We start from the raw sequence: 371 nt of genomic DNA on the forward strand, positions 1-371 counted from the left end.
GAACACCCAGGGCGGCACCCAGGGAGGCGGCAACGGCAACACCCAGGGCGGCACCCAGGGAGGCGGCAACGGCAACACCCAGGGCGGCACCCAGGGAGGCGGCAACGGCAACACCCAGGGCGGCACCCAGGGCTGATCGTTGAAGAGTCCCCAGAACTCGGCACCTCGCGGAGAAAGCTTCCGCGAGGTGCCGAGTTCAGCAGGCTCTTGCGAGGAACCCCAGGGCTTCAGCCCTGGGAGGAATCGCATCCTCGTGGTCGCGGCGCGGAGCGCCGCGGTGTCGTTTGTGCCTGCTCGGCGGCGAAGCGGCCGGGTGTCGTGCCGGGCGGGCCGGTGCTGCATCACGCACTGGCGGGTTCACTCGGTCGGGT

The organism is Streptomyces sp. NPDC107454, assembly GCF_055582885.1.